21 protein-coding genes, 1 tRNA gene and 1 pseudogene are annotated in these 20,450 nt (G+C 65.4%); 8 read left to right on the top strand and 15 right to left on the bottom strand.

Annotated elements, in window-relative coordinates:
• Positions 1-11: 11 nt before the first annotated feature.
• Positions 12-569 (top strand): class I SAM-dependent methyltransferase, encoded by a 558-nt coding sequence (locus GJ631_RS14090; RefSeq protein ID WP_156709767.1) that lies wholly within the window; start codon positions 12-14, stop codon positions 567-569.
• A gap of 16 nt (positions 570-585) precedes the next feature.
• Here the strand turns inward: GJ631_RS14090 and GJ631_RS14085 are convergent, their stop codons facing one another.
• Entirely contained in the window at positions 586-999 is a 414-nt protein-coding gene (locus tag GJ631_RS14085; protein ID WP_156709766.1) for a DUF3054 domain-containing protein, read from the bottom strand.
• 50 nt (positions 1,000-1,049) lie between these two features.
• Positions 1,050-2,363, bottom strand: coding sequence for an MFS transporter (locus GJ631_RS14080; RefSeq protein WP_156709765.1), 1,314 nt, complete (start codon positions 2,361-2,363; stop codon positions 1,050-1,052).
• 230 nt (positions 2,364-2,593) lie between these two features.
• Between GJ631_RS14080 and GJ631_RS14075 the strand changes: the two genes are divergently transcribed.
• Both GJ631_RS14075 and GJ631_RS14070 read left to right on the top strand, forming a co-directional pair.
• Positions 2,594-2,830, top strand: coding sequence for a hypothetical protein (locus GJ631_RS14075; RefSeq protein WP_156709764.1), 237 nt, complete (start codon positions 2,594-2,596; stop codon positions 2,828-2,830).
• A gap of 37 nt (positions 2,831-2,867) precedes the next feature.
• Complete coding sequence (locus GJ631_RS14070; protein ID WP_156709763.1) at positions 2,868-3,866, top strand: ornithine cyclodeaminase family protein; 999 nt, start codon at positions 2,868-2,870, stop codon at positions 3,864-3,866.
• On the opposite strand, the gene GJ631_RS14065 is transcribed toward GJ631_RS14070, so the two are convergent.
• The 5 genes from GJ631_RS14065 to GJ631_RS14045 are packed head-to-tail and all read right to left on the bottom strand — an operon-like array spanning position 3,867 to position 7,449.
• Entirely contained in the window at positions 3,867-4,721 is an 855-nt protein-coding gene (locus tag GJ631_RS14065) for a helix-turn-helix domain-containing protein (protein ID WP_156709762.1), read from the bottom strand.
• Between the two features lie 51 nt (positions 4,722-4,772).
• Positions 4,773-5,789: a presenilin family intramembrane aspartyl protease PSH gene (locus GJ631_RS14060; protein ID WP_156709761.1), complete on the bottom strand. Its 1,017-nt coding sequence runs from the start codon at positions 5,787-5,789 to the stop codon at positions 4,773-4,775.
• A 52-nt stretch (positions 5,790-5,841) separates the two neighbouring features.
• Positions 5,842-6,069 carry an H/ACA ribonucleoprotein complex subunit GAR1 gene (locus tag GJ631_RS14055; protein ID WP_156709760.1) on the bottom strand — a complete coding sequence of 76 codons (228 nt, stop codon included), beginning with the start codon at positions 6,067-6,069 and terminating at the stop codon, positions 5,842-5,844.
• The gene (gene srp19, locus GJ631_RS14050; RefSeq protein ID WP_156709759.1) at positions 6,066-6,344 is read right to left on the bottom strand and encodes a signal recognition particle subunit SRP19; all 279 of its coding nucleotides are present in this window, start codon (positions 6,342-6,344) and stop codon (positions 6,066-6,068) included. The genes GJ631_RS14055 and srp19 overlap by 4 nt, the downstream gene beginning before the upstream one ends.
• A 37-nt stretch (positions 6,345-6,381) precedes the next feature.
• Positions 6,382-7,449 carry a PGF-CTERM-anchored ABC transporter substrate-binding protein gene (locus tag GJ631_RS14045; protein ID WP_156709758.1) on the bottom strand — a complete coding sequence of 356 codons (1,068 nt, stop codon included), beginning with the start codon at positions 7,447-7,449 and terminating at the stop codon, positions 6,382-6,384.
• Positions 7,450-7,508: 59 nt separating this feature from the next.
• Here GJ631_RS14045 and btuC point away from each other — a divergent pair, with 59 nt between their 5' ends.
• Together btuC and GJ631_RS14035 are read left to right on the top strand one after the other, a co-directional pair.
• Positions 7,509-8,594, top strand: coding sequence for a vitamin B12 ABC transporter permease BtuC (gene btuC, locus GJ631_RS14040; protein ID WP_156709757.1), 1,086 nt, complete (start codon positions 7,509-7,511; stop codon positions 8,592-8,594).
• Positions 8,591-9,775 (top strand): heme ABC transporter ATP-binding protein, encoded by a 1,185-nt coding sequence (locus GJ631_RS14035; RefSeq protein ID WP_370518681.1) that lies wholly within the window; start codon positions 8,591-8,593, stop codon positions 9,773-9,775. Before btuC ends, GJ631_RS14035 begins: the two co-directional genes overlap by 4 nt.
• On the opposite strand, the gene GJ631_RS14030 is transcribed toward GJ631_RS14035, so the two are convergent.
• Positions 9,751-10,008 carry a hypothetical protein gene (locus tag GJ631_RS14030; protein WP_156709756.1) on the bottom strand — a complete coding sequence of 86 codons (258 nt, stop codon included), beginning with the start codon at positions 10,006-10,008 and terminating at the stop codon, positions 9,751-9,753. The genes GJ631_RS14035 and GJ631_RS14030 overlap by 25 nt on opposite strands.
• A gap of 117 nt (positions 10,009-10,125) precedes the next feature.
• Here GJ631_RS14030 and GJ631_RS14025 point away from each other — a divergent pair, with 117 nt between their 5' ends.
• Positions 10,126-10,383, top strand: a complete 258-nt coding sequence (locus GJ631_RS14025; protein ID WP_156709755.1) for a helix-turn-helix domain-containing protein — start codon at positions 10,126-10,128, stop codon at positions 10,381-10,383.
• A 258-nt stretch (positions 10,384-10,641) separates the two neighbouring features.
• Here the strand turns inward: GJ631_RS14025 and GJ631_RS14020 are convergent, their stop codons facing one another.
• A complete protein-coding gene (locus GJ631_RS14020) occupies positions 10,642-11,145 on the bottom strand; it encodes a cupin domain-containing protein (protein WP_156709754.1) in 504 nt (167 codons plus the stop codon).
• A 118-nt stretch (positions 11,146-11,263) separates the two neighbouring features.
• Between GJ631_RS14020 and GJ631_RS14015 the strand changes: the two genes are divergently transcribed.
• The gene (locus GJ631_RS14015; protein WP_156709753.1) at positions 11,264-11,935 is read left to right on the top strand and encodes a helix-turn-helix domain-containing protein; all 672 of its coding nucleotides are present in this window, start codon (positions 11,264-11,266) and stop codon (positions 11,933-11,935) included.
• 131 nt (positions 11,936-12,066) lie between these two features.
• On the opposite strand, the gene GJ631_RS14010 is transcribed toward GJ631_RS14015, so the two are convergent.
• From GJ631_RS14010 to GJ631_RS14000, 3 genes and pseudogenes are all read right to left on the bottom strand, one after another.
• Positions 12,067-12,139 (bottom strand) — tRNA-Thr (locus GJ631_RS14010).
• A gap of 64 nt (positions 12,140-12,203) precedes the next feature.
• Complete coding sequence (locus tag GJ631_RS14005) at positions 12,204-14,750, bottom strand: PGF-pre-PGF domain-containing protein (RefSeq protein ID WP_156709752.1); 2,547 nt, start codon at positions 14,748-14,750, stop codon at positions 12,204-12,206.
• A gap of 90 nt (positions 14,751-14,840) precedes the next feature.
• Positions 14,841-15,828 (bottom strand): annotated as a pseudogene (locus GJ631_RS14000) (class I SAM-dependent methyltransferase).
• Positions 15,829-15,918: 90 nt separating this feature from the next.
• Here GJ631_RS14000 and dph5 point away from each other — a divergent pair.
• A complete protein-coding gene (gene dph5 / locus GJ631_RS13995) occupies positions 15,919-16,719 on the top strand; it encodes a diphthine synthase (protein WP_156709751.1) in 801 nt (266 codons plus the stop codon).
• Between the two features lie 10 nt (positions 16,720-16,729).
• Here the strand turns inward: dph5 and artA (GJ631_RS13990) are convergent, their stop codons facing one another.
• The 3 genes from artA (GJ631_RS13990) to artA (GJ631_RS13980) all read right to left on the bottom strand — a co-directional run bounded on the left by artA (GJ631_RS13990) (position 16,730) and on the right by artA (GJ631_RS13980) (position 19,733).
• Positions 16,730-17,698: an archaeosortase A gene (artA, locus tag GJ631_RS13990; protein ID WP_156709750.1), complete on the bottom strand. Its 969-nt coding sequence runs from the start codon at positions 17,696-17,698 to the stop codon at positions 16,730-16,732.
• A 71-nt stretch (positions 17,699-17,769) separates the two neighbouring features.
• Entirely contained in the window at positions 17,770-18,783 is a 1,014-nt protein-coding gene (locus tag GJ631_RS13985) for a hypothetical protein (RefSeq protein WP_156709749.1), read from the bottom strand.
• Positions 18,780-19,733: an archaeosortase A gene (gene artA / locus GJ631_RS13980; RefSeq protein WP_197425080.1), complete on the bottom strand. Its 954-nt coding sequence runs from the start codon at positions 19,731-19,733 to the stop codon at positions 18,780-18,782. The genes GJ631_RS13985 and artA (GJ631_RS13980) overlap by 4 nt, the downstream gene beginning before the upstream one ends.
• Between the last annotated feature and the right edge of the window lie 717 nt (positions 19,734-20,450).

The raw sequence follows: 20,450 nt of genomic DNA, 5'->3' as shown, positions 1-20,450 counted from the left end.
ACTCCCCGACAATGAGTTGGGACGTTCGCGCCTTCGACACCTTCGCACCGCTGTACGACATCTTCATGCCGCCAGCGGACAGGCTCGCGCTCCGGAAGGGGCTGGTCTGTGCCGACCGCGAGCTCGAACGAATCGTCGAGGTCGGCGGCGGTTCGGGACGAGTGGCCCGGGAGGTGGGGGCCACCGTCGTCGACCCCGCCGAGGGGATGCTCCGACGGGCTCGTGGCCGCGGCCTCGAAACCGTCCAGGGCGTCGCGGAATCGCTACCACTCGCCGACGGCTCGGTCGACGCCGTCCTCATCGTCGACGCGTTCCATCACTTCCCCGACCACGAGGGCGCCTTGCGTGAGGCCGCTCGCGTGCTCGCGCCGGGCGGCGTTCTCGTCATCTCGGAGTTCGACCGCTCGACGCGACGCGGGCGACTGCTCGACGTGAGTGAACGACTCGTCGGGTTCGATTCGCGGTTCTACACCGCGGAGGAACTGCAAGCCGCAATCGACGAAGCCGGTCTCGACCCTCGGCCACTGGAGTACGGCTTCGGGATGACGATTGCCGGCGTCAAAGAATGAGAAGGGACCGACCGTCTCAGCTGATTTTGAAGTAGAGGAACCGCCACACCGACAGTACGAGTGCCCCGCCGACGAGCATGATGCCGGCGAAAATCGGGTCGAAGCCGCGGTCCGGGACGACGAGGACGCGGACGACGATGCCGACGATGGCGGCCGGCACCCACGACCGGATGGCGAGCGGAATCGAGGAGTTCGGTGCCGACCCACCTCCCGGTGAGTACGCGCCGACCAGCGGCGCACAGACGAGCCATCCGAGGATGAACGGCCCGGCGGCGTACAGGTAGATTATCGGTTCGGCCTGCAACCGCGGAAGCGGCGTGTGTTGGAGCGTGCCGACGAGCAGGAACGCCAACAGCGCGACGATGTCTCCGACAGCAATCGGCCACGTACTCGCGTCGAGTCGCTGGTCGAGGAACGACTGGTCTGCCATGAGCGAGGCTTCGACGCCACCCCTTCAAGTCCTTGCGGATTTCATCGCGGTCACTCAGTCGGGTCTGCGTTCAGTCCCGACCCCGATGGCGGCCGGAGGACGAGGGCAGCCAGTCCGGCGGCGATGGCGAGTGCCCCGCCGAGCGTGAAGGTGGGAATCCAGCCGAAGGCGGCGACGAGGAAGCCGGCGACGGTGCCGGCAAAGACGCCGCCACCGACCTTCGCGGTGTAGATGACCGCGTAGTTGCTGGAGGAGTACTCCGAGCCATAGTAGTCGGCTATCATCGACGGGAAGTAGACGTACAGCGGCGAGGAGAAGAACATCGCACCCATCACCATCGCGACGAAGGCGATGCCGGCCTCGGCGTTGCCCGCGGCGATGAGGCCGAGTCGGAACAGGCCGGCAAGGACGAAGGAGACGACCATCACGTGCTTGCGCTCGAAGCGGTCGGAGGCCTCGCCGAGTATCATCCGCGAGACGCCGGCAGCGATGGGGAGAAGGGTGGCCGCGGCGGTGGCGACGACGGCGGCGAACCCGAGGTGTTCGGCGAAGCGGACGACGTTGGCGATGACGAGCAAGTCAGCACCGGCGGTCGCGATGAACATCGCATACAGCAGCCAGAACTGCCAGGTCTTCAGCATCTCCCGGGTCGTATAGGAGCGACCGCGCAGCGACGCCGCGAGGTTCGAGCGGTCACCGCTGTCGTCATCGTCCTCCAAACCGAGCCAGTTCGAGGGCGGGTCACGGAGGAGGACGGCACCGAGAAGCAAGACGAGGAGGATGACGATGCCGACGTTCCGCAACACGTCGGCGTAACTGGCGACGGTCGCGTTCGCCCGAACGTAGGGAACGACGAGTGCGCTGCCGCCGGCGAAGGCCATCGTCCCGATGCCGGTCGTGAGACCGGTGCGGTCGGGGAACCACTTGACGGCGGTGTTGACGGCGACGGTGTAGACGATGCCGACGCCGACCGCACCCAGCGAGTAGAGGAGGTACAACTGCCAGATGCTGTCGGCGTAGGCCAAGCCCACATAGCCACCGCCGGCGAGCAGCGCCGCGATGAACATCAACAGTCGCGGACCGCGGCGGTCCCGCCACCAGCCAGCGGGGAACTGCGACAGCGACTGGAAGACGACGTAAAACGAGAAGACGGCACCGAGCGCCGGCAAGGCGATGTCGAGGCTCTCGGCGAGCGGCCCCTCGATGGACGACCAGACGTACTGATAGGGGCTGACGGCGGCCATCATCCCGGCCGCGGCGACGATTTGCCACCACCGCGAGAAGCCGAGTATCTCCCGCGCTCGCCCGTCGTAATCGATTTCTGACGGGTGGTCGGGGGCGTCCGACGACGCGTCTTCACTCATTGCCCGGCGGTTGTCGTGGCCCCGATATAAGCGAACGGACTCGCGGCTACTCACCGTAGAGCGCTCGAAGGGGTCCACGAACCGGCCCCGTGTTTTCTCCGATAACACCTTCATAAGTTATCAAAATTTTTCTCACTACCTTTATACGGCCAATTCGTTGTTTTTCCGTTGAATATCAGATGATTTTGAAAAATGTTTAAGTAACAATCGGTAGTAGTTTACGACGTATTATGACGGATTACTACGACATCGTTCTCGGGCTCATTCCCGCGTCGTTCGCCGGCCTGACTGCCGTGTTCCTCTTCGCCGGGTTGTCGTTATCCGTCTCGATTCCGTTGGCCTCGATGGCCGCAGTCACGCTCATCTATCACGCGCTGTTCGTCAACGCGCCCGTCCCGGTCAGCAACAAGGACGAACAGGGGCAGTCGGGGACCGAGACTGCGCCGTCGAACGTCACTGCCGACTAGTCGCAGTCCCTAAGCGGGCGCCGCCCGAAGCGTCGGTATGACGGACGTTCTGTTCCTTCGAAGCGACGAACTCGCAGGGCTCGCGACGCCCGCGGAGTACGTCAAGTGGGTTCGCGCCGGCTACGAGAGCCACGGCCAGACCGGTACCGCCGAACCGCGGACGAAACTCGTCAACGGCGACCCACCGGGGATGTGCACCGGCTACCTCTCCATCCTCCCGGAGGTCGGCGGGATGGGCGGTTACACCTACGCCGCCGGATTCGGCGACGCCGACGTACACTTCGCGCTCCCGCTGTTCGATGCCGAGTCCGGGCGGATGCTCGCGTTGCTCGACGGGGCGTCGATGAACCCCTTCAAGACCGGCGCGACCGGCGCCGTCGCGGTGGACGAACTCGCACGGGAGGACGCGAGCACCTGCGCGGTCGTCGGGTCGGGCGCACAGGCACGAGGGCAACTGAAAGCCACGGCGACGGTTCGGGACTTCGAGGAGGTTCGCGTGTTCTCGCCGACGCCGGAGAGTCGGGAGTCCTTCGCCGCTGACTTCGACGACCGCCTCGCTGCCGACGTTACCGCGGCCGATTCCGCGAGTGCGGCCGTTTCGGGAGCCGACGTGGTCATCACGGCGACGAGAGCCTCCGACCCCGTCTTCCACGACGACGACCTCGCCGACGGTGCCCACGTCACCGCGATGGGCCAGTACGACCGTGGAAAACAGGAAATCAGCGCCGAGACGGTCGCCCGGTCGACGTACGTTCCGGACCTCCGGGAACGAGCGTTCCAGGACGCCGGCGCGTTCCTCGCGGCGCGGGACGCCGGCTTCGTCAACGACGACCACATCCACGCCGAGTTGGGCGAAGTCGTCGCCGGCTCGGCGGAAGGCCGGACGAGCGACGAGGAGGTGACGCTGTTCGACAGCGGTGGCACCGGCATCGAAACCGTCGCGGCGGCGTGGGGACTGTACGAGCGAGCGAAAGAGCGCGGTCTCGGCGAGACCATCGAGTTCGCCCCCGGAAGCGAGGCGCTGACCGGCGAGTAGTCAGACCCGCTCGCGGACCGTCCGGACGATGTTCAAGTCGTCGTCGAGTCGGACGCGGAGTTCCTCATCGCCCGCCGGGAACGTGACCTCAACGTCGAGTGGGTCGCGGGACTCGACGGACGTGTACTCGCCGGTGACGCAGGGTTCGATGTCCCAGTAGGGGCGGGTCTCGACGTCGACGCCGTGGTCGGCGTAGAACGACTCGACGGCTGATTTTCGGAGCGCGAGCGACGCGAACGACGTTCCAGAGCGGTTCGTACAGACGATACACTCGAAACCGACCAGTACCTCGAACGGGAGGTGGTTGTCCGGTTCGAAGAGGTATCGCTCCGTCTTGCCGCCACAGCTCGGACACACCCCGTTGGCCGCGAGCATCATTCCCGTGGTCGCCCAGCGACGGTAGGCTTCCATCAGTTCCTCGGTGTCGCGGTTCTGCAGCGCACTCGGCGGGTAGTCGATGGAGAGGATTCGCTCCTCGCAGTCGGTACAGCGAATCGTCACGCGCTCGTCGTCGTAGACGCCCTCCAGCGCCCCACCACAGGCGTAGCAGGACCCCTCGACGGAGAACGGCCCGACCGTCGCAGTGTCGGTGAGCGTCCCCGAGAGGACGGTCTCGACGACCCGTTTGCCGTGATACCGGAGTTCGTAGCCGTCGTCGGTCCGGCGGATGAAGTGGCCGCGAAGGCGGTCGAGGTGATAGTTGAATCGGCCGCTGTCGTCGACATCGGCGCGCTCACGGAGTTCGGAGAACGACACCGGGTTCCGGTCGTCTTTGAGCGCCTGCAGAATCGACAGCCGCACGTCGTCGCCGAGTATCTCGAACGCCTCGGCCGGCGAGAGCCGTTGACTCGACATACGCCTACTCCTCGGCGGCCGCCCTTAAGACTCAGCAGAAACGCGTTTCTGTCAGAGGTAGGGAGTGAGGCCGACGGCGTCGACGAGAGCGATGCCGGCGACGAGCGCACCGAGGAGGTAGCCCGCGATTGCGCCGCCGTTGAGCAGCGGCAGTCCGGCGTGTGCACGCCCTTTCATCACCATCCACATGAGGACGAGTAGTCCGACGGTGGTGCCGAGGACGGCGCCGAGTGCAGGGATGGTGACCGCCAACCCGGGCACGTCCAACAACGGCGCGTCGCCGGGACGGAAAAACGCCGCCGAGGCGACGAGAATCGAGGGGATGACCGCATCGCCCAACCCGATGAAGAAGGCGTCGCGTTCGAACGGTTCGGGTGGCTCTTCCTCGGTGGCTCCCTCGGTGTCGTCACTTTCAGCCCCGGAAGTCTCCTCGGCCTCGTCTTCGTCGTCCGAAATCGTCTCCGGCCCCTCCTCTTCGAGGAACGAGTACGATAGGGTCAACGGAATGACCAACACGACCGGCAGTCGGAGGTCCATCACGCCGGAAGCCAGCGTGAGCATGTGTTCGGTGCCGTACACCGAGATGGCGTCGTACACTGCCAACACGACGAGCAGGACGAGGGCGGGGAGGAGTCCGAAACTGATGCCGAACAGGCCCGCCGCGCCGGCGCCCATGACGATACCTGCGGCGTCGATGACGTACCACTCGGGATACGCGAGCAGGCCGACGCCCAACAGGAGTGCGGCGCCGACAGCCAGCACGTTCAGCCCCCCGAACGTGACCACGGCGGGAATCACGACCGAGAAGACGTAGAACGACAGGAACACCGACGCGAAGACGATGAGTCCCTGCAGGAGTTGGTCGACGCCGAACTTCAGGGCGACGAGCATCACAGCTGTCGCGACGATGATGGCGCCGATGTACAGGAGGCTGTTGGTCGGGTCGGAGGGGTCTTCGACGGTCTGGTAGCCGGCCTCCATGAACGGCTCGACGAGGGCGAGAGCGCCCAACTGGACGAGGAGGAAGATACCGACGGTGGCGGCGACAGCGACGTAGGCCCGCTTCATACTCTACCGTCCGGTGGCGGTCGTTTGGGCGTTGCGGTCTCCGAACGGAGGGCTATCGGGCGTACAGTTTCGTCCCGAGCAACAGCGGGAGGTCGACGCCCTGCTCGGGAGAGACCGCGACGTAGGGACGGTCGACGGGCCCGAACACGTCGACGACGCGGCCGACCGACTCGAGGTCCTGGTCGACGACTGCGGCCCCCATGTCCGGGTGGTCGTCGTCGGGACAGCGGACGACGGCCAACCCCTGGGCGGTCCTGACGACCTCGCCGACGCGTTTCATTCCCGAAGGGCGGAGACGTACGCCGCGACGGCCCCGAGAAGGTCGGATTTCGTGGCGTCGTCGGCGTCCTTCACGAGGACGCGACCGCGGGGTTCGTACTCCCGCGGATACGTCTTCTCGCGCTCGATGACGGCGTCGTAACCGACCTGCTGGACCGCGCTGGCTATCTCGTCGACGGTGGGTTCCGGAACGGCGAGGTCCGCGGGGACGCGCCGGCCCTCGCTGCGAGACATTTCCGCGTCGAGATAGGCGGGCCAGATGACGTTCTCGACCATAGTCGACGTGGGCGACGGCGGCGTAAAAAGAGGGCGGTTACGGCCGACGGGCGAGGAGCGCGGCGCCGAGGAGTGCGACGAGTGCGACGAGCGCGCCGAAGCCGGCGCCGTCGCCGTCAGTCGAATCGGTCTCGGTCGTCGACGGCTCCGAATCGGCCGCTGTTGCAGTCGGCGTCGCGTCGGATTCCAGTTCGGCCTCCGCGAGCGCCTCGGCGATAGACTCCAGTGCGATGGCGATTCGGGGCGCCGGTTGGCTGAGGTAGTTGCCGTTGATGGCGACGACCTGGTCGTTCTGGACGGCGAACGTCGACTCGTAGGCGGCCGTGTTCGGGACCCGCCCCTCGTCGTCGGCGACGATGATTACCTCGGGGTTCCACTCCACGAGGGCCTCGTCGTTGATTTGGCCGTACCCTTCGACGCCGTTTTCGGCGGCGACGTTGACGCCGCCGGCGGTCGTGATGAGTTCGCTGATGAACGTTCCCGACCCAGCCGTGAAGTTGTCCGTGAAGTGCAGCACGCGCGGCGATTCGTAGGCGCCGGTGCCGTTGCGGACCGAGTCGATGCGGTTCCAGTACTCCTCGTTCGTCGTCTCGGCGGCGTCACAGGAACCGACGAGTTGGCCGGTCAGTGTGGTCTTGTCGGCGACGAACTGCAGGGAGTTGCCGAAGCCGAACTTGTAGACGGTCTGGTTGGCCTCACGGAGGCTCTGGACCGTCTCGTCGGGGACGATGTTCGGTGCCAACACGATGTCGGCGTCGAGTTCGACGACGGCCTCCTGGTTGACGGAGAACCCGTCGTCGTTGAGGACGTTCGTCTTCCCGTCGATGCCCTCGAGGTAGTCGGTGTAGGGGCCGACCGGGGCGCCGGCGACGCGGTCCTGAGCGTCGAGTTCCCACAGCGTCTGGGCCGCACTCGGCTGAAGGGCGACGATGCTGTCGGGCCGTTCCTCGACGGTCACGTTCGTCCCCGTGGCATCGGTCGCGGTGAACGGGAACGAACAGTCGGCATCGCTCTGTGCGGTCGCGCCCGCAGCGGGGGCGGCGGCCGCAGAGAGCGCGACGACGAGAAGCGCCGTGACGAGGACGGCAGTGTAGCGTCGGGTCATCGAGCGAACAGAGAGACGAGGGCAATAAGTATTTGGCTAATCCAACCGCAGTTGTGTCTATGGTCCTCCGACGGGCGCTGGCGTGGTCGGCGGGGTTAGCCCTGCTGTTCGTAACCGTCGTGCTCGTGAGCGCGACGCTCGGGTACGCCGACATCACGCCGCTGTCGGTCGCCTACGTCGTTCTCAATGCGGTCGCGGTGCCGACCGTCGACACCTCTGGGGTGACGTGGGTTCATCCCTTCGAGTTCGTGGTGCCGGCGACGACCACGACTATCGTCCGGGAGATACGGCTCCCGCGTATCGTCCTCGGAGGAATCGTGGGGTTCGCACTCGCGTTGGCGGGCACCGTGATGCAGGGGTTCTTCCGAAATCCGATGGCAGACCCCTCGATAATCGGCGTCTCGACCGGCGCCGCGGTCGGTGCGGTCGCCTACATCGTCTTCGGCGCGGCGCTCACGTCGGCGGTCGGGGGCATCCTCCCCCAAATCGTCGCCGGGTGGGGACTGCCCGCCTTCGCCTTCGTCGGTGCCGTGGTCACCGCCTTCGGCGTCTACCTCATCGCCAGCGAGGGCGGCCGGACGCCAGTCGCGACGCTGCTTTTGGCCGGCGTCGCCATCCAGACGTTCCTCGGGGCGGTCATCTCGTATATGCTGTTGCACGCCGGCGACGGCCTCGAAGGAGCCGTCCACTGGCTGATGGGTCACCTTCAGTACAGCAGCTGGTGGCGGGTCCGGGTTGCGCTGCCGGTCGTCGCCGTCTTCTTCGTTCTGCTGTTGGCGTACGCGCGTGATTTGAACGTCCTGTTGCTCGGCGAGGACGACGCCCGAACCCTCGGTATCGAGGTCGAACGCACGAAGCGCGTGCTGCTTGCGGCTTCGAGCATCGTCACCGCCGCCGCGGTGGCGGTGTCGGGCGTCATCGGGTTCGTCGGCCTCATCGTCCCACACGCGATGCGGCTCGTCGTCGGCCCCGACCACCGAATACTGCTGCCGACGAGCGCGCTCGCGGGCGCTGTCTTTCTGGTCGCCACCGACACCGTCGCCCGGATGGGACCGGCGGAGATGCCGGTCGGAATCATCACGGCAGCGCTGGGAGCACCCTTTTTCCTGTATCTATTGACCAAACGGGAGGTGCACGCGCTGTGATTCGGCTCGACTCCGTCGGCATCGAGTTGGGCGAGACGACCGTCCTCGATGGCGTCTCGCTGTCCGTCGAGGATGGGCAGTTCCTCGCGCTCGTCGGCCCGAACGGGGCGGGGAAGACGACGCTTCTCCGGACGTGCAACGGCTTACTGGGGCCGTCACGGGGGACGGTCACCGTCGACGGACGGGACGTCTCGGAACTGTCGGCCCGAGAAATCGGTCGGCTCGTCGCGACGGTGCCACAGGAGACCAGTTTGGCGTTCGACTTCGAGGTGTCCGAGGTAGTCGCGATGGGGCGGACGCCACACCGCTCGCGGTTCTCGACGGCGAGTGAGGCCGACCGGGCCGCCGTCGAGTCGGCGCTCGACCGGACCGACACCGCGCAGTTCGCGGACCGCTCGGTGAGCGCGCTGAGCGGCGGCGAACGCCAGCGAGTCGTCTTCGCCCGCGCGCTCGCACAGGAGACGCCGGTGCTACTGCTCGACGAACCGACCGCGAGCCTCGACATCAACCATCAGGTTCGGACGCTGTCGTTGGCTCGTGACCTCGCGGCGGAGGGAAAGACGGTCGTCGCAGCCATCCACGACCTCGACCTCGCGGCGCGGTTCTGCGACAGCGTCGCGTTGCTCTCCGACGGGGAGATTCTCGCCAGCGGCCGGCCCGAGGAGGTCCTCGACGCCGAGCGTCTGGAGACCGCATTCGGCGTCCGGAGCGCCGTCGGAACGAATCCCATCACGGGAACGCCGACGGTGACGCCGCTTTCGGACGCACCGCCCGGCGACCGGCACGTCCACGTTCTCGGCGGCGGCCAGCGGGCCGCTCGGACCATCGGTCGATTGGTCGACGCCGGCATCGAGGTGACGGCAGGCGTCCTCCCCGAGGGCGACGCCGCGGCGGCGACCGCTCGGAGCGTCGCGAGCGACCTCGTCACGGCGCCGCCGTTCGGCCCGGTTCCGGACGACCGAATTCGAGCAGCGAGTTCGCTGGCCGAGCGCGCCGACGCGACCGTCATCACCGCCCCGCTGACCGACGCGAACGCGACGGTGGCCACGGCCAGCGCTCGACTCCTCGCTCTCGACGGCGTCGAGACGCCGAACGGACGGGCGGACGTCGTCACCGAGGCCGAGTTGACGGCAGCAGCCGAGGCGACGTCGCCGACTCACTCACCCACGAAGCGGTCGTAAAGCAAATCGACGAGACCTGCAGCCACCATCATCGGGAGGAAAAGCGAGAAGACGACGACCAACGCCAGCGTGGCGGCCATCGTGTCCGTCGGCGGGTAGACGAGCGGCCAGACGGCGGCGAGCGGCTCCCGAAACCACACCACCGTCACGGCCAACGCGAGCAGTCCCGCACCGATTCGGGCGGCGTCACGCCGCCGGTCGGGTGACCGCGGGTCCTCGAAGGCGGTATCCATGGCGTTCCTTACGAGGGGGACGGCCTACCACTTTCGCTCGATGTATCATGTCCCTTGTGAACAATCGACACAGTTTTGTGGGTTCTTCTACTAATAGTGTTGACGGAGGCAAACAGCATGTCGACGAGCCCCGATTGGACCCATCCGGCCGACGAGCGAATCCTGCGATTCCTCTCGGAGAACCCGCCGGACTACGTGCCGCTCATCGCCAATCGGCTCGGGATGCACCTCGGCTACGTCGAACGGCGCGTCGACACGCTCGTCGACCACGGATTGCTCGAACCGGTCAGTGGCGAAGTGATTTACGCGGTGACCGAACGGGGCGAGCAGTATCTCAAAGAGGGCACCGTCGCCGTCGCCCCGGGTGACGACTGATACGGTTCTCGTCCGTAAAAATCAGTTCTGCCGTGTCGAACGGGCCTCCCGCACCTCTGCCCCATCCCGCAACTTGTCCTCGCAGTTCGGACAGACACGTACCGACGACATCTCTTGTGGTGCGAACACGCGGACGTAACTCTCCGTTACGAACCCTTCGCAGTTCCGGCAGTGTGGCATACGTTAGACGGGTAGTACCCAATCACAAGTATCTTTCCCCTGACCGGTGAAAAATACGTCCTCGCGGGGCCGACACGTTCAAAACGACAGTTCGTTCCCACACTCCGTACACGTGAACTCGAAGGTGTTCTCCTCGGTGAGCGAGAGACCGTGGCCAGTCTCCTCGCCGCACTCGCTGCAAGGCATCACCGATTCGATGGAGTCCCAGTCGTGTTTCGAGGAGGGCGCGCCGAAGGCGAATCCGACCACCGGGTCGTCGTTGTCGGCGTCGTTGGAGCCCTCTTGGAACTGCCCGGGCGGGAACCGAATCACTTCGCCGGCACCGACCGAGACCGATTCGGTGGCGTCGGTGCTGGGTTCGTCCGCGACCTCGAACGTCGCCTCCCCGGACTGGACGTAGAACACCTCCTCCTGGTCGTGGTGGGTGTGGAGCCCCCCGGAGAAGGATTCGCCGGGTTCGAGTTCGAAGTAGTTCATCGCGAAGTGGTCGGTGCCCAGTGCATCCGATACCGGCCGTCTGACGCTGTGGACGCCCAACGGACTCAACTCGATGTCGACGTCGTCGATAGCAACCTTGCGCATGCGTGTTTCAGTCGTGGCGTCGGCATAAACAGTTTCCCGGTTGTAGACGGTGCGAAAATACCCGTGGCGACCCAAACGATTACCCCAATGGGTGTGATACACGAGACACGAACAGCCCATGCGATACTTCGACCTCGTCCTCACGTCGGAACATAACGGGATTCACCCGGTCGACGCGGAGCTGTCCCGTATCGACGGGGTCGGACGCGAAGCGCTGCTCCACATCGACTCCTTCGGCGACGGAACCGGCGTGTTGCTGTACCGCCTCAACGGCGACCGCGACGCTGTCGTCGATGCGGTCGAAGCCCACGACTCCGTCATCAGCTACGACGTACTCGACGTCGAAGCCGAGAACACCTTCCACCTCTACGTCCACGTCCACCCCGGCGAACCCGCTGGCACACTGATGGCGCTGTGTTACGAGTTCGCGCTCATCATCGACACGCCCATCGAGTTCACCGACCGCGGCGGCGTCCTCGTCACCATCGTCGGCACTCACGACATGCTCCGAGAGGCGCTGAAGGCCGTCCCCGACCACATCAGCGTCTCCATTCAACAGGTCGGCCAGTACTCTCCCGGGACACGGGACATGCTGTCGATGCTGACCGACCGCCAGCGGGAAGTGTTCGAAACCGCCGTCGAAATGGGCTATTACGACATCCCCCGACAGGTCAATCAGGGCGAGTTGGCCGACGAACTGGAGTGTGCGCCGTCGACGGTCGACGAACACCTCCGAAAGGCAGAATCGAAGATGCTGTCGGCGCTGCTCCGGTCGACGGACCCAGCCTAGCTCCTCGCGCTCCGACTCCACTTCGTTCCGTCAAAAAGCCGGATGAGATGATTGTGAACCGGGGTCGGAGCGGAGCTGTTCTCGATTCGAATCCCACGCTCGGCTTTCGCCTCACGTGGTTCGGCAGAAGAAGCCGGAGGAGGGATTTGAACCCTCGACCTATTCCTTACGAAGGAATCGCTCTGCCAGCTGAGCTACTCCGGCGCGCCTATTCCACCGTGGGAGGATAATCGCAATAAGGGTTGCGAACCTACTTCGAGGGACGCGACTACAGGCTATCGTTGCGACGGTACAGCCGGATACCCGAGACGACGAGCAGCAGCGCGGCAATCGCGACGCCGAGGAGAACGCTCGTTCCCATCGACTGGGTGAAACCGGCGGCTTCGTGGAGGGGGCCGTCACCACCAGCGTCGTCGCCGGGGGCGGCGGTGGGTGTCGGCGTTTCCGTTTCGGAATCGGCCGGGGTCGCCGTCCCCTCGGTTCCGGACGTTGTCGGAGTGGGTGTCGACTGGGTCGTCTGGACCGCGAACAGCGAGAACCCGGGCGTGGTCGCCTCGAAGGTCAACTCGCCACTCTCGGACTCGCTTACCGTCGTTTCGAGGGTGTCCCACTCGCCATCCCCGTCGTCGTAGTGACCAAGCACGACCCGCTCGGCGTCGGCATCGAGCGAGTCGGCATCGGCTGACATGGTGATGGTGGCCGACTCGTTTTCGAGTTCCTCGGGCACCTCGATTGTCATCGCTCGTATCAACGTCCCGGGCGTGGCTGGGACGCCCTCGGGGAGTTCTTCGTGGACCGTCACCGTGACGTTGCCCGACGCCCCCTCGGCGAAGGTGATGGAATCGAGCATGCCGATGTCGAACTCGACGGTCGTGCCGGGCTGGTCGGGTGCCGCGTCCTCGATGGGTTGGGTTGCCGTCGCTGCGGCGTTGTCGTCGGCAGTGGAATCGTCGGTCGAGTCATCCGCGGGGGCGCCACCTCCGCCTCCGCCGCCTCCGCCACCGCCGGAACTCGGGGGCGAGTCCCCGGAGCCACCGGAGGGACCGGAGTCGTCATCTGCGTTTTCGGTTCCGTCGCCAGTGTTATCGTCGCTATCGTTGCTGCTGTCTTCTTCGCCGTCTTCGCCATCATCGTTCTCACCGCCTTCGCCATCACCGTCGGAGTCGCCATCGTCACCATCGCCGATTCCATCCTCACCACCACCGTCGTCACCACTGCTGTCTTCGTCCTCTCCCTCGTCTCCCTCGTCAGCCCCGGAGTCCGAACCACCGACTGAGACGCTCCCTGCTCGTTGGGTCACGTCGTCGCCGCCGGCGTTGGTCGTCACCGTCAGGTTGGCGTCGGAGGCGTTCTCGCCGACATCGAAAGTGAGGCCGCTCTCGTTGGCACCCCGGATCGTCAGCGAATCGCCCGCGGAACTGTCGCCGTCGACGTCGAGGACTATCGAGCCCGGAGTCACCTCGGCGACCGTCGCGGTGAAGGAGTCGCTCTCGGAGACGACTTCGACGCTCTGAGAGTCGTCGAACGAGACGCCGTCGCCGCCGGCCAGCGAAAGGGTGAGTTGGCTCCCATCTGCGACCATCCCGCCGTGTTCGTCGGTTAGGGTAATCGACACCGGTTCATCACCATCAGTGGCGTTCGAACCTCGTTCGACCGAGGTGTTCGCCCCCTCGACGGTCGGCGAGCGGACGGACACTTGGGTGTCGCCGTCGGCCGCCACACGCGTCGAGTCGGTGTTGTTGACTGGGTCGTACTTCACCTCGAGCGCCGCATCGAAGTCCGGGGCCTCATCCGCGGTCGCACCAGTCGTATTGAACCGCACGTTCTGGACAGTGAGGTAGTCGCTGTGGTCGAGTTGGCAGTAAACTTTGAAGAACAACACGCCATCTTGGACGTAGACGTTTCTGGCGCCCGTCGATTCCACGAGGTTGTCCCGGTGGCATCCGTTGGTCGTTCGGATTTCGAGGTCGTCGACCGAAGAGCGGTCGAAAGCGAGTCGGTCGGCGTACGCCTCGTCGATGAAGACGCCGACGAAATCTCCTCGCTCGTGGAAGCCGTTGGTTCGGGCCTCCCCTTGGTCGGGCTGTAGCGAGAATCCAGTTCCCTCCTCGGGAGCGCCGTGGGCACCGCGTGCGACGACCGAGCCGAATCCGGCGGCCGTCATTCGCTCCGGTTCGACCGTCGTGGTTCCAGTCGCATCCCCGAACGTCCACGTCGCTTCCGTGGCTTTCGCATCCGCTGTGACGGCGAACCGAAGGCCGTCGACGGTGATTTTGGTGTCGGTCCCGTTTTCGGTGTCGACCGCAATCGAGAGTTCCCGTTCGGAGAGGTCCGTCCCCGAGACCGTCGCGTTGGTCGCGGTCACCGAAACCGAACTCGCTTCGGTGTCGAACGTCACGCCGCCGTCTTCGGGGAGCGTCAGCGTCGCCGTCCCGTCGGCCGGGAAGCCGTTGGGCTCGTCCTCCGTGAACCGCAACGTCGACGGGCCGGCATCGGCGGTCGCGATTGCCGGTTGTCCATCCGCCCCAGCCGTCACGCCGACGCTATCCGGCCCGGCCGTCGCCTCCCCAGTGTGTGTCCAGGTTTCGTTCTTGGTCGTCTCATCCGATTCGGTGGTATTCGTCCCGCTGTCCGTGTCATTGGTGTTGTCGCTACCGTCGCTCGACGTGTCGTCGGTCGTGAAACCCGACGAGGTGTCGAGGTCTGCCGTCGCCGACCCGGCCACCGCGACGGAGCCGCCGACGAGAGCACAAATCATCACGGCGACCAACAGCAACGAACGAACACGTTCCGTGGTTGTCGATTCGGTACGCATGTTCTGGGGCACCCCTGGTTACTACGACGGTTCTCACATCACTCTAAAGGAGTTCTGACAAACGCGTCCAAACGATGGCGTGGGGGCCTCTTACCGGGAGCGACGAAGCCGAACGTCGAGACAGACGTTGCGCTCGTGGGGGGCGTACGACCGCACGTCGTGTCTCGTTTCGACGGTGACCTCGTAGGCCGGTTCGGCGGCCGCCCGGATTGCGGCCTCGCCGGGGCCGAACGGGTCGGTGTCGTGTTGGATGTCGTAGTAGTGAATCACACAGTCGTCGCCGGCGAGTTCGACGGCGGTGTCGAGGAACTCGTCGGCGCTGTGTGGGAGGTTCATCACGATACGGTCGGCCCAATCGTCGTATCCGTCGACCGCCCGAACGTCGCCCGCGATTGCGGTGACGCGGTCTTCGACGCCGTTTCGCTCGGCGTTCCGGCGGAGGTACTCGACGGCGGCTTCGTTGAGGTCGACGCCGACACATTCGGCGCCCCGCTTCGCGGCAGGGATGACGAACGGGCCGACGCCGGCGAACATATCGAGGAACTGCTCGCCCGACTCGACCTGGTCGGTGACGCGGTGGCGTTCGGTGGCCAATCGGGGTGAGAAGAACACCTCGGCGATGTCGAGTTCGAACGCACAGCCGTACTCGCGATGGACGGTCTCGGTCGTCTTGCCGGCGAGTACGTCCCAGTTCCGAACCCGGAGTTCACCCTCGATGGGCGAGGCGCGGTTGACGACCGTCCCGATGGGCAAATCCGAATCCATGAGCGCGTCAGCGATTTCTTTGGCGCGTTCGTCGTCGTCCTCGTCGATGATGGCTATCTCGCCGAGTCGCTCGTAGGAGGGGTCGAAACCGAGCAGGTCCTTCGGGAGCGTCTGGCCCTCTCGAACGGGGGGCGTCTCGGTAGACGAGTTCGCCGTCGACCGCGGCCGGGTCGAGTGACTCCTCGACGGGAATGTAGATGTCACCGTCGACGACCTCGATTTCGTAGCCGTCGGCGATAGCGTCCGCTTCGGCGAGTCGCTGTCTGGTTTCTTCGCCCCGCTCGCGGGGAACGCGGACGCACGGAACAGCCATTACCGGCAGTCGGCGGGCGCGGGCGGTAAGCCTGACGTTTCCGCGGCCGGCGAACGCGGCGCTTTTGACCGCGGCCCCCCGAACGGGAGTATGCTCACTTTCGTTGGTCTCGGCCTCTACGACGAACGCTCGATTACCGTCGAGGGGCGGGAGGCGATTCGGTCGGCCGACCGCGTCTTCGCGGAGTTCTACACCAGCAAACTCGCCGGCGCGAGCGTCCAATCCCTCGAATCTTACCACGACACCGACATCGAGGTGCGGGACCGCCCCGGCGTCGAATCCGACCCCGAACCGATATTCGACGCCGCCGAAGACGGCGAGTGCGTCTTCCTCACCGCCGGCGACACGATGATTTCCACCACCCACGTCGATTTGCGACTCCGGGCGGCCGAACGCGACATCGAGACGCGAGTCGTCCACGGAACGACCGCCGAGGCGGCCGCTGCCTCCCTGACCGGCCTCCAGAACTACCGCTTCGGAAAGGCGACGACACTCCCCTTCCCCTATGCCCACGGCGCCGACGGCGTTCCGGGCAGCGTCCTCGACACCATCGCCGACAACCGCGAGCGCGGCCTCCACACCCTCGTCTACCTCGATATCAAGGTTGGAACCGGCCCCTCGGGAATCGACCCCGACCACGAGGAGTACATGACTGCCGACTACGCCGCCGAACTACTCGCCGAGGAACTCGATTGTGTCGGCTGTGTCGTCGCCCGCGCGGGAAGTCCCGACCCGGTGGTCGCCGCCGACCGACTCGATGCCCTCGCCGACCGGACTTTCGGCGACCCCCTCCACCTGCTCGTGATTCCGGGCGACCTCCACGTCCTCGAACACGACGCGCTGTCGACGTTGGCAGGCGCACCGGAGGAGTCGCTTCCCGACCCGGTGTAGAGACAGCGGGTCAGTCGTCGCCGGTCGGTCGTTCGGTCACCGTCTCCTCCGTGTCCGGCAGGAACCCGAGTTCCGACGCCGTGTCGCGGTCCTCGCCGGTCGCCATGTACGCCACGTCGTCGATGATGACGAGTAGTTCGGGGAGTTCGCGGATGACGAACCACGCAATCGCCACCAATGCGACGACCGACAGCAACTGGCTGATGACGCTCTCGGCGACGATGTGAGACACCATGTAGGGGTCGGATTCGCCGAACACCGTCATGAGGTAGGGCGTGTAGGGCCCGTCGAACCACTGGTGGCCGAAGGCGAGCCCGATGAACGTCGTCCGGATGATGTTGAGGACGTAGATGATGGAAATCGAGACGGCCAGCGCCCGGAGTTTTCGTCCCAACGGCGCCCGGACCGCGGCGATACAGCCGGCGAAGATGGCCATGCTCCCCAGTCCCGTACACGCCATGATGATGTTGTAGACGATGCCGGCGTGGTTCGGGTCGGGCGTCTCGAAGTAGAAGGCGGCGTGGAACCCCTCGTAGGCCGGCCGCTCCGGCCCGATGGGCTGCAGCGTCGGGTCGTAGCCGAGCAACGACATCAGCGACGCCGTCTGGCTGGCGACGTGTTCGACCAACAGCTGTCTGACCAGCGGTATCGTCTCCGCCGGGAGGTAGATGATGCCCATCACCGCCACGGCCCGCGAGAGGACGAACAGCGAATCCCGGCCGTCAACGAGCAGATACCCGGCGTACAGACACGCCGGGACGCCGACGAGAGCGAGCAGCGCCTCGACGAAACTGTTCTGCTCGAAGAAGAAAAACGGCGCGAGCAGCAGCCAGAAGACGGCGAACAGCCCCCACGCAGCGCCGACGACGTAACGTGCGAGGTCCGGACGCCACCGCTCGGCGAGGGCACCGCCGCCGAACAGCGCGATGAGAACCCACGCAAGTGGGTCCGTCACCGCCAGTACGTCGAAGGGGAGCATCTATTCGTACCGACAGGAAGGGTCGGTGCGGTAAAATCCTTGTTGGCCCGTGTTCGACTCGTGCGGAACCGTCACCAGAACACTTCGTCGGCGCGGTGGCCGTCGGTGTACGCCGCCAATCCCTCACCCGTCACGCCCGTGATGTGGAGGTCGTCGTACAGCGTCGAGTGGGTGTAATCGAGGAACGTCATCGGGAAGACGAGTTCGTCGTCCTCGCGGATGACGCTCGTGACACCCGTAAACGCGTGTTTGTGCCTTCGGTCGCTGATGTAACAGGCCGCGACGGGAACGGTCTGTTGCCACGGGCCGACCGCTTGAAGCGCATCTATCGAGCGATGGACCAACTCCCAACAGAACAGCCCTGTCCCGTCGTTTTCTAAAATCGCCTCGAAGGTGACCTCCCCCTCGAAGTGTTTCCGAAGGTCGACGGTTCCGAAGACGACGTTGTCTTCGACGGAGCCCGCGAGATACCGGGGGATGTCGTACCCCGCGTGTTCGCGGAACCCCGCCACGAGGCCGTCGACGAGCGCCCTGATTTTTGCGGGGTCGGCATCGGCGAACCGTTCGACGATAGCCGGGTCGACGGTTCGGTCACGGCGGCCCCGAACAGCCGCGACTGCGTCGGAGCGGGCGTCGGATTGCGTGACGCGCTCGAAGAACGCCTCCGGTTGGCTGAACTCGAATTTGTAGTCGCCGGCCAACAGCGCTTCCCCGTCGACGAACAGCTCGGCGAGGCGCCCACCGAGACCGAGTTCCGAATCGAGTTCGCGGGCGTCGGCGGCGGAGTCTTCAGTGAACGCGAGTCGGTGCGTCGCGTCGTCGTTCCACGCCGTGACGCCGTTCTCGACGAGGCGAAGCCGCGTGCCGTCGACCGTCTCGTCGTAACTCGGCGTCAAGCGCTCGGTGATGACCGGAGCGAGGTCCTGCTCGTGGAGGTTCGTCCCCATGCCGAACTGCCCGTATCCGAGTGTCGTGTTGTGAATCGCCTTCGCCGCACCGACACCACCCAACGTCGCGCCTGCACCAGCGAGAAAGCGCCGCCTCGATACCTCACGGAGACCGTCCAGCCGTGAGTCCTCGGTCACGGCTCGGGGTCACCTCCGTCCGTGGCCGTCTGTGGCGAGCGGAGCGTCACCTCACTACCCGTCAGCAGCGACAGCAGTTCCTCGGCGATGTCCAACAGCTCGGGCAGCCACCGCGAGACGAGCCAGGCGACGCCGATGAGCGCGAACACCGCGAGCCCCTGTGAGAGGATTCGGTCGGCGACGAAGAACGACACTCGCCCGGGGTCCGACAGCCCGAAGACGAACATCACCGGGCCTTCGAGCCACGCGTAATCGAACCACTGGTGGCCGTTCGCTAGGGCGATGAAGGCGTTTCGGCCGAGGTTGAGCACCCAGATGATGGACACCGACGCGACCAAGGCAGTCACTTTTCGGCGGAGCGGCGCGTCGACGGCAGCCGAAAGGCCACCGAAAATCGCCATACTCGCCAACCCGGTACAGGCGAAGACGATTTGCGAGGACCGGCCCGTCGCCGGGAAGAAGAACGTGTTCACGTAACCCGTCTCGCCGAAGGGGTCCTCGATGAGTTCCATCCCCCCACCGTAGCCGAGCGCCTCGATGAGCCACGCCGTCTGCGTGGCGACCGTCTCGATGAGGAACTGCCGGGCGGCCGGCGAGGTCTCGAAGGGCAGATACAGCAGCCCCATGAACGCGACGGCTCTGGAGACGACCAGCAGCGAATCTCGGCCGTGATACAGCCGCCAGCCGACGTACAGACACGCCGGAACGGCGATTGCGACCAACACCGTCTCGACGATGCTCCGGTGGACGAAGACGTAGAAGTGGATGAGGAGCAACCAGAACACGGAAAACAGCCCCCACGCGCCGGCGGTCAGTTTTCGGGCCGCCGCACGGCGGTCCGTCGACTCTGCGAGCACGCCGGCGAAGAAAACAGCGACGATAATCCACGCGAGCACGTCGGTGACCGGCAACACCGAGGGGCCACTCGTCGGGAGCGCGGAGAGACTCATTGTCGAAGCAATGCAGGACGACGAGTATATGTTTTGTCGTCGAAGGCGCGACGAGCGCACGGCCACGGGACTGCGCCGCTGCTACGTGGTCGGACGGAGATGGCTACGGGAGATGAAAAAGGCGCTCACGGCGACTCCGTCGCCGTTCGCGTTCGACTACCGCGTGACTACTTCCACTTCGTGACCGTCGTTCGTCTTCCTCAACGCCGAACTTTTTCCCGCTCGGGTCGCACGGAGTGCGACCACTCGCGGCAAAAACTTCGATGAAAAAGGCGCTCACGACGACTCCGTCGCCGTTCGCGTTCGACTACCCGCGTGACTACTTCCACTTCGTGACCGTCGTTCGTCTTCGTGAACGCATAGCGGTTCCCGCAGGATTCGGGGTCCCGGTAGTCGGCGGCGTCACGAGTCATCAGCGTCTCCCACGTCGAATCGAGGTCGTCACACCGAACGGCGACGTGGCCCCACGAATCACCCAGTTCGTAGCTTCGGCCATCGTAGTTGTACGTCAGTCGACGCTCATCGCCTCTTCGGCGGCGTCTTTCGGGCTTCATGAAGTACAACGCGAAGTTCGGTCGAACTCGGCCTGTCGGAAGAGGTCGTACTCCAGTTTCCGGCTGAACCAGCCGATGGCCTCGTCTGCGTCCTCGACGCGGAGCATGGTATGGTCGAGACTCCGACTTCTCGCCGTGGTCGCGTTTGACGAGTTCGAGTTTT

Origin of the sequence: Natronomonas sp. CBA1123 (genome assembly GCF_009741925.1) — an archaeon.
GTDB lineage: Archaea > Halobacteriota > Halobacteria > Halobacteriales > Haloarculaceae > Natronomonas.
The sequence above is the reverse complement of the archived record's forward strand: the minus strand, read 5'-3'. Positions and strand labels throughout refer to the sequence as shown.

What these genes read in the sequence shown, in the direction of transcription:
- GJ631_RS14090 (WP_156709767.1), top strand. Translation starts at nt 12, where the DNA reads ATGAGTTGGGACGTTCGCGCCTTCGACACCTTCGCACCGCTGTACGAC.
- GJ631_RS14085 (WP_156709766.1), bottom strand. Translation starts at nt 999, where the DNA reads ATGGCAGACCAGTCGTTCCTCGACCAGCGACTCGACGCGAGTACGTGG.
- GJ631_RS14080 (WP_156709765.1), bottom strand. Translation starts at nt 2,363, where the DNA reads ATGAGTGAAGACGCGTCGTCGGACGCCCCCGACCACCCGTCAGAAATC.
- GJ631_RS14075 (WP_156709764.1), top strand. Translation starts at nt 2,594, where the DNA reads ATGACGGATTACTACGACATCGTTCTCGGGCTCATTCCCGCGTCGTTC.
- GJ631_RS14070 (WP_156709763.1), top strand. Translation starts at nt 2,868, where the DNA reads ATGACGGACGTTCTGTTCCTTCGAAGCGACGAACTCGCAGGGCTCGCG.
- GJ631_RS14065 (WP_156709762.1), bottom strand. Translation starts at nt 4,721, where the DNA reads ATGTCGAGTCAACGGCTCTCGCCGGCCGAGGCGTTCGAGATACTCGGC.
- GJ631_RS14060 (WP_156709761.1), bottom strand. Translation starts at nt 5,789, where the DNA reads ATGAAGCGGGCCTACGTCGCTGTCGCCGCCACCGTCGGTATCTTCCTC.
- GJ631_RS14055 (WP_156709760.1), bottom strand. Translation starts at nt 6,069, where the DNA reads ATGAAACGCGTCGGCGAGGTCGTCAGGACCGCCCAGGGGTTGGCCGTC.
- srp19 (WP_156709759.1), bottom strand. Translation starts at nt 6,344, where the DNA reads ATGGTCGAGAACGTCATCTGGCCCGCCTATCTCGACGCGGAAATGTCT.
- GJ631_RS14045 (WP_156709758.1), bottom strand. Translation starts at nt 7,449, where the DNA reads ATGACCCGACGCTACACTGCCGTCCTCGTCACGGCGCTTCTCGTCGTC.
- btuC (WP_156709757.1), top strand. Translation starts at nt 7,509, where the DNA reads ATGGTCCTCCGACGGGCGCTGGCGTGGTCGGCGGGGTTAGCCCTGCTG.
- GJ631_RS14030 (WP_156709756.1), bottom strand. Translation starts at nt 10,008, where the DNA reads ATGGATACCGCCTTCGAGGACCCGCGGTCACCCGACCGGCGGCGTGAC.
- GJ631_RS14025 (WP_156709755.1), top strand. Translation starts at nt 10,126, where the DNA reads ATGTCGACGAGCCCCGATTGGACCCATCCGGCCGACGAGCGAATCCTG.
- GJ631_RS14020 (WP_156709754.1), bottom strand. Translation starts at nt 11,145, where the DNA reads ATGCGCAAGGTTGCTATCGACGACGTCGACATCGAGTTGAGTCCGTTG.
- GJ631_RS14015 (WP_156709753.1), top strand. Translation starts at nt 11,264, where the DNA reads ATGCGATACTTCGACCTCGTCCTCACGTCGGAACATAACGGGATTCAC.
- GJ631_RS14005 (WP_156709752.1), bottom strand. Translation starts at nt 14,750, where the DNA reads ATGCGTACCGAATCGACAACCACGGAACGTGTTCGTTCGTTGCTGTTG.
- dph5 (WP_156709751.1), top strand. Translation starts at nt 15,919, where the DNA reads ATGCTCACTTTCGTTGGTCTCGGCCTCTACGACGAACGCTCGATTACC.
- artA (WP_156709750.1), bottom strand. Translation starts at nt 17,698, where the DNA reads ATGCTCCCCTTCGACGTACTGGCGGTGACGGACCCACTTGCGTGGGTT.
- artA (WP_197425080.1), bottom strand. Translation starts at nt 19,733, where the DNA reads ATGAGTCTCTCCGCGCTCCCGACGAGTGGCCCCTCGGTGTTGCCGGTC.